4 protein-coding genes and 2 pseudogenes are annotated in these 5,907 nt (G+C 61.6%); 3 read left to right on the top strand and 3 right to left on the bottom strand.

The window, feature by feature from the left end:
* Positions 1-289 precede the first annotated feature (289 nt).
* Together AC07XB_RS38715 and AC07XB_RS38710 are read left to right on the top strand one after the other, a co-directional pair.
* Positions 290-493, top strand: coding sequence for a CopG family transcriptional regulator (locus tag AC07XB_RS38715; protein WP_492833180.1), 204 nt, complete (start codon positions 290-292; stop codon positions 491-493).
* Between the two features lie 253 nt (positions 494-746).
* Positions 747-1,072 (top strand): annotated as a pseudogene (locus AC07XB_RS38710) (IS5/IS1182 family transposase); the annotation flags it as partial.
* 187 nt (positions 1,073-1,259) lie between these two features.
* Here AC07XB_RS38710 and AC07XB_RS38705 read toward each other — a convergent pair.
* The 3 genes and pseudogenes from AC07XB_RS38705 to AC07XB_RS38695 form a co-directional block, all read right to left on the bottom strand.
* A pseudogene (locus AC07XB_RS38705) lies at positions 1,260-1,983 on the bottom strand (glutamine amidotransferase).
* Positions 1,980-2,795 (bottom strand): YggS family pyridoxal phosphate-dependent enzyme, encoded by an 816-nt coding sequence (locus AC07XB_RS38700; RefSeq protein ID WP_492833178.1) that lies wholly within the window; start codon positions 2,793-2,795, stop codon positions 1,980-1,982. The pseudogene AC07XB_RS38705 and the gene AC07XB_RS38700 overlap by 4 nt, the downstream one beginning before the upstream one ends.
* Complete coding sequence (locus AC07XB_RS38695) at positions 2,788-4,044, bottom strand: benzoate/H(+) symporter BenE family transporter (protein ID WP_492833176.1); 1,257 nt, start codon at positions 4,042-4,044, stop codon at positions 2,788-2,790. The genes AC07XB_RS38700 and AC07XB_RS38695 overlap by 8 nt, the downstream gene beginning before the upstream one ends.
* A gap of 110 nt (positions 4,045-4,154) precedes the next feature.
* Here AC07XB_RS38695 and pdxR point away from each other — a divergent pair, with 110 nt between their 5' ends.
* Complete coding sequence (pdxR, locus tag AC07XB_RS38690; protein WP_492833174.1) at positions 4,155-5,639, top strand: MocR-like pyridoxine biosynthesis transcription factor PdxR; 1,485 nt, start codon at positions 4,155-4,157, stop codon at positions 5,637-5,639.
* Positions 5,640-5,907 lie beyond the last annotated feature (268 nt).

The raw sequence follows: 5,907 nt of genomic DNA, 5'->3' as shown, positions 1-5,907 counted from the left end.
GCGGTAAAGGTGAGCCGCGCAGAGCCGCGACCTTGCAAGCCCATACGGTTGGTCATTTCAATTGTCGCGTCGACCACATCGCCCTCAGATAAAAAGTGCCACATAATCAACTTAAGGTGTAGGCCCATATGGCTAACCGAGGCTTGGCATGCCTTCCAGGTCTCTGCCGGAATCCAATATCTATGACCACCACTTTGGGAAGAGGAAGCCTTGCAACCACGGACTGTACCGGGCAGCTCAGTTGTATATAATGATAACGCTATTATCATACAACACTACTCTAGAGCGCATGGAATCCAAGACCGCCCGTTTCACCGTGTTGATCGACCCCGTGAAGAAGAAGGCCTTTGAAACCCTGTGCGCGGCGCAGGATCAGACGCCATCACAGGTCGTGCGTCAGTTGATCCGCGACTATCTGGAGCAACATGGGGTGGCCTATGCCACCCGGCCCCAGGTTGGCACTACAGTTCTCGCGAAGAAGGACAGCGAATAACTGATGTCCGCATAGCGGACTACCCACCTCACCCTGCAGGTCGGCCTCGGCATCGCACTGACGATGACCACTGCGAGGCATCCCGAGATGTGGACCGCCCCCATCGGGGCCTTCCATGCGTGTTGCTGGCCTCAAGCTCATATGGCTTTACGGCATGCCGAGACCGGAGTCGGGGTCTGGCATCTATCGGGGACATTCATGCACAAGCTGGCGGTCACTTATCGCGTCACGCCACGCGCAGAAGCGCGATCCTGCCGACCATCCTGTCAACACGCACGACTTTGTTCGAAACGCCGAGCTCACAAGGTGACGCCCCATGTGGCACGCAACGACGCGCGAGCTGGCGGCAGCGCAATTGATGGCCGTACCTCGCGGCACGAGGGATACCGAATGAGCTAGGTCATTCTCAAACGCATCGAGGAGCACTTTGGCTGGGGAAAGACGGTCGGACGGCTTCGACAAACTGTATATCGCGGCCCCGAACGCCTGGACCAACACTTCAAGCTGACGATGATCGCCAGCAATCTGACCCGAATTGCACCAATATTGGATGCGGTGCCGCGAGGAGCGGTGCAATGAACCGCCAAAGCGGGGCTGCCGCACGGCGCCATGCTGGCGCGCCCTGGAATTGGGGCACCCGCGGCCGTTTGCATGTCGAGTCGTGTTTAGCGATGCGGCGCTCTTCGTGAGGCCATAGACCAGCTACGACGTACTGAGACCACATCCAGCGAAAGCGGTCGAGATGCTGCAGAGGATGGGGCTTCGATCATGGGGTCTCCCATGGAGGGCCCGCCTCCATCTCGTCCAGCCAGGCGGTGAAGGCTACCTGTGCCGCCAGCGGCAAACTGGATTGCAAGGCTTGTGCTTCGGTGCGCAATGCGCGTGGGTCGAGGCCAGCCTGCGCCAGTTCGCAGGCATGGCCAACCGGCCAGCGCTCGATCTGGATGGGGTCCGCTTCCAGATGGCATTGCAGCGCCAGCACATGGCGGCCAATACTGAAAGCCTGGTTGGCGCAGGTTTCCGTTCCCGCTAGCCGCGTGGCTCTGTCGGGAATGTCGAAGCGGTCGCCGTGCCAATGTAGCACTTGCATTTTTCCCAGCGCCACCAGCGGTGACGCCTCGCCCTCCGGAGTCAGCGTCAGTAGCGCAAAGCCGATTTCCTTGACGCCCATGCTGGCGACACCGGCACCGAGCGCAGGGGCGATCCGTTGCGCGCCCAGGCAGATGCCCAACAGCGGACGCTGACTTGCCCGCCGCTGAAGAATCACCGCCTGTTCGTCGAGGATGAAAGGGTGGATGCTGTCATCGAAAGCACCAAGGGGGCCGCCCAGCACCACCAGCCGATCGGCCGCATCCGCGTCCAAGGCGCACAAGTCATCGGTGGGTGGTGGCCTCCAGATAGCGCACGGCATAACCGCGCGCCGTTAACAGTGGCGCCAGTGTGCCAAGGTCTTCAAAATGCAGATGGCGGATGGCCATTGCGGTTTTCATGGTCGTGGCTCCTCTGTGCTGGATTCGCCAGGCCAGTAGTGGCGATCCGGCATGGAGCGCGCGCCGAAGATGGCCTGGCCGACGCGCACCACGGTGGCCCCTTCCTCGATGGCAATCTCGAAATCGCCGGACATGCCCATGGACAGTTCATCCAGGGCGATGCCAGCGGGCGCACTCTGGCGCAACTGGTCGCGCAAATTGCGAAGCAGAATGAAGCACTGACGCACCTGCTCAGCCTCGGACGAAAACAGCGCCAGTGTCATCAACCCGCGCACGCGCAGCGCCGAGAACGCGGGCAGCTCTTTGATGAAGCCCTGCACGTCCTCAGGCGACAGCCCGTACTTGCCGGCCTCGCCGGAGGTGTTGACCTGCACGAACACATCCAGCGATCGCCCCTCGATCTGTAGGCGGCGATCCAGCGCTTCGGCGACACGCAAACTGTCCAGTGCCTGGAACTCACTGGCGAAGCACGCCACCAGCTTGGTCTTGTTGGTCTGCAGATGACCGATGACCGACCAATGCAGATCAATCAGATCCTGCATGGCCTCCCGTTTGCCGAAGGCTTCCTGCACCTTGTTTTCACCCAGCAGGCGGCAACCCGCAGCGTAGGCCAGACGCAGACTGGCCTCGGGCTTGGTCTTGCTAACCGGCAGCAGGCGCACCCCTGCCGGATCGCGCCTCGCGCGGTGGCAGGCTGCGTCTATGCGGCCCCGCACCGCGGCCAGATTATGCCGGAAGTCATCGACCGTGGCCGCCTGTAGATAGCGGCCATGCTGGTCGTGACGGGTCTGGGTGTCCGATGGCTCAGGCATTGGCACCCTCCCTCTTGATCGCAGGCTCAGCAGTCGATGCCGCGACGGCCGGCCGCTCACGGCGCGGCAGTTGTCCATTGAGCACGACATGAGCCACTAGGCCAATCAACAGGCCCCAGAACGCTCCACCGATGCCCAGCAATGAGATGTTGGCTGCCGCAGCCAGGAAAGTGATTAATGACGCTTCGCGCGTCTTCGCGTCTGCCAAGGCGGTGGCCAGGCTACCGCCGATAGTGCCCAGCAGTGCTAGTCCCGCTAGCGTGGTGATGAAGGTCGACGGAAAGGCCATGAAGACGGCGGCTAGTGTTACGCCAAACACGCCCACGAGGATGTAGCAAACGCCCGCGGCGATGCCCGCGATCCAGCGCTTGGACGGGTCCTCGTGTGCCTCCCGGCCCGTGGCGATGGCAGCAGTGATGGCGGCAATGTTGAACGCATGCGAGCCGAACGGTGCCATCAGCAGCGAGCCGAGCCCGGTCACTGTCACGATGGAATTGGCGCTGGCCTTGAATCCGTCATTGCGTAGCACCAGTATGCCGGGCATGTACTGGCCGGTCAACGTGATGAGGAACAGAGGCAAGGCGACGCTCAGCAACGCATTGAGCGAGAACGCCGGCATGGTGAAGACCGGTGCGGCGAGCTTCAACGCCAGTCCCGACAGGTCAACTCGATCCTGCATGAGCAGAAAGAGCAACCCCAGCACCAGGATGCCAACGACAGCATAGCGCGCACTGAATCGCTTGAGCAGCACATAGGTCACGATCAGCAAACCGGCCAGCAACGGATCGATGCTCATGCCGCCGAAAGCCTTGATACCGAATTGCAGCAGGATGCCCGCGAGCAAACCTGCGGCCACGCCCGGAGGAATCAGCCGGATCAAGCGCTCGAACCATCCCGATAACCCCAGCACTACAAAGGCAGCGGCCGAAATCAGATACGCGCCCACCGCTTCGGCATAGGGCGTGGTCGCCAGCGCCGTCACCAGGAACGCTGCCGCTGGCGTAGACCACGCGGTAATGATTGGCTCCCGCGTCAGCCAGCTCAGGACAAATCCCGTCAGGCCCACGCCAACCGAAATCGACCACACCCACGATGTCGTCAGTTCGGGGCTGAGGCCGGCCACCTTGGCCGCCTGGAACACCAGGATGAAGGTGCCGCCATAGTTAACGATGACCGAAATTAGACCCGCGACGATTGGATGGGTGAGATCGAGCAGGCGAGCGGATGATGGTGACGAGGCGGATGGCATGGTTTGTATCTGGCTCCTGAAAATGGGTTGTTGACTTGAACGTGATGCTGATTTATAGGCTTAAAATGGCATGCTGTGCCCTACCATTTTTTTGAAGAGATACCGGCCAATTGTTCAAGCATGCCCAACTCGAATCCGTCAAAGCCTGGGTCATTGACCCCGCACATGGCGCCTGGCCATTGCACGCGCGCATCCAGCGCGCCATCCGGCAACTGATCCTCGATGGCGCGCTCGATGTCGCTAAACCGCTGCCCGCCTCCCGCGCACTGGCGAAATCGCTGGGCGTCTCACGCGACACGGTCGAGTCGGCATACAGCCAGTTGCATGCAGAGGGTTTTATCGAGCGGCGCGTGGGCAGCGGCAGCTTCGTTTCCGAACGGGCACAGCGATTAACGGGGCGTGGGACGGCGCGGCGTCCCGAATCGTCACGCGAGCCGCTGCGGCTGAGCCAGCGCGGCGCGGCCCTGTACCGCAGTGGCGGGGTACGCGACTTTCTGGCTGCGCGCCCGTTCGCTCCTGGTGTGCCGGAAACGCGCAGCTTTCCTCTTACCACTTGGGAGCGGTTGGAGCGGCAGGTGTTGAAGGACTGGGGCACCACGGCGCTGCTGCACAGCCCACCGCAAGGGATGGAGCCGTTACGGCGAGCGATTGCGGATTACGTCAATCTCGAACGCGGCGCACATGCCACCCCCGAGCGTGTGCTGGTGGTGACCAGTTCTCAGCAGGCCCTGACGCTGTGCGCTACCGTGCTACTTGACGCCGGCGACCGCATCTTTATCGAAGATCCCGTTTATCACGGCGCACGCAAGGCGTTCGACGCCGCTGGCCTGGAATGCGTGCCCGTGCCGCTGGATGCCGAGGGGATGCGTGTCGAGCATCTTCGAAAGGCCCGGCTATCGGCCAAGGCGGTGTTCCTGACACCCTCGCACCAATTTCCGACCGGAGCGACATTGGGGCTGGATCGGCGACTGAGCATCATCGAATGGGCGCAGCAGCACCAAGCCTGGATCATCGAGGACGACTACGACAGTGAGTTCCACTACGCGGGCAAGCCTACGGCCTGCGTACAGGGACTAGACTCGCATCAGCGGACGATCTACATCGGCACCTTCACCAAATCATTGTTTCCAGGCTTGCGCATTGGCTTCATGGTGCTGCCACCCGCGCTTGTCGCTCCGATGACGGCTGCGCGCACTCTGCTGGATGGACACAGCGCGCCGATTCCGCAACTGACGCTGGCGCGCTTCATGGAGGGTGGGCATTTCGGGGCGCACGTACGAACCATGCGCGCCGTCTATTCCGAGCGGCGCGATGTACTGGCGCGGCTCGTGCGCAAGCACCTGGCAGACTTCGTGGAGCCCAAGGTGCCGGACGGCGGCATGCAAATGTCTTGCGTCTTCATCCGCGACATACCCGAGCGTGAAGCCATTGATACAGCGCAGCGTGCCGGCATCGATTTGCTGGGGCTGACGGCGTTGCATGCGTCGAGCGACCATAAGGCTGGGTTCCTCATGGGATTTGCCGCGCATGCGCCGAGGGAATTGGAGATCGCGGTCAAAAAACTCGCGAACGTGTTGCGCGCGCTAGACCGTTGAATTTGGTCGTCCAGTCAGTTAGCCGATGGCACGCCTACGCTGCCGTGCAATCTCCCACGACACCACGCCACCGCGCACCGTGACCGGCCGCGAACTCCTCCAGGTGGAGGATCTGCTGATGGCCAGATGCGTTCGTTGCAGGTTGGGAATGAACTGCGGCGTCTAACGTAATTCTCCTCCTAATTCTACTATGTCATAAATTAAACGGGCCATCCATTGATGCGCAACACGGGCAAAGCCCAAGGCTGCGCATCAGGTAAAAGCTAAG

The organism is Cupriavidus sp. GW821-FHT02F09, from assembly GCF_059421605.1.
Note: the sequence above shows the minus strand (reverse complement) of the source record. Positions and strands in the feature narration are given on the sequence as shown.

What these genes read in the sequence shown, in the direction of transcription:
- AC07XB_RS38715 (WP_492833180.1), top strand. Translation starts at nt 290, where the DNA reads ATGGAATCCAAGACCGCCCGTTTCACCGTGTTGATCGACCCCGTGAAG.
- AC07XB_RS38700 (WP_492833178.1), bottom strand. Translation starts at nt 2,795, where the DNA reads ATGCCTGAGCCATCGGACACCCAGACCCGTCACGACCAGCATGGCCGC.
- AC07XB_RS38695 (WP_492833176.1), bottom strand. Translation starts at nt 4,044, where the DNA reads ATGCCATCCGCCTCGTCACCATCATCCGCTCGCCTGCTCGATCTCACC.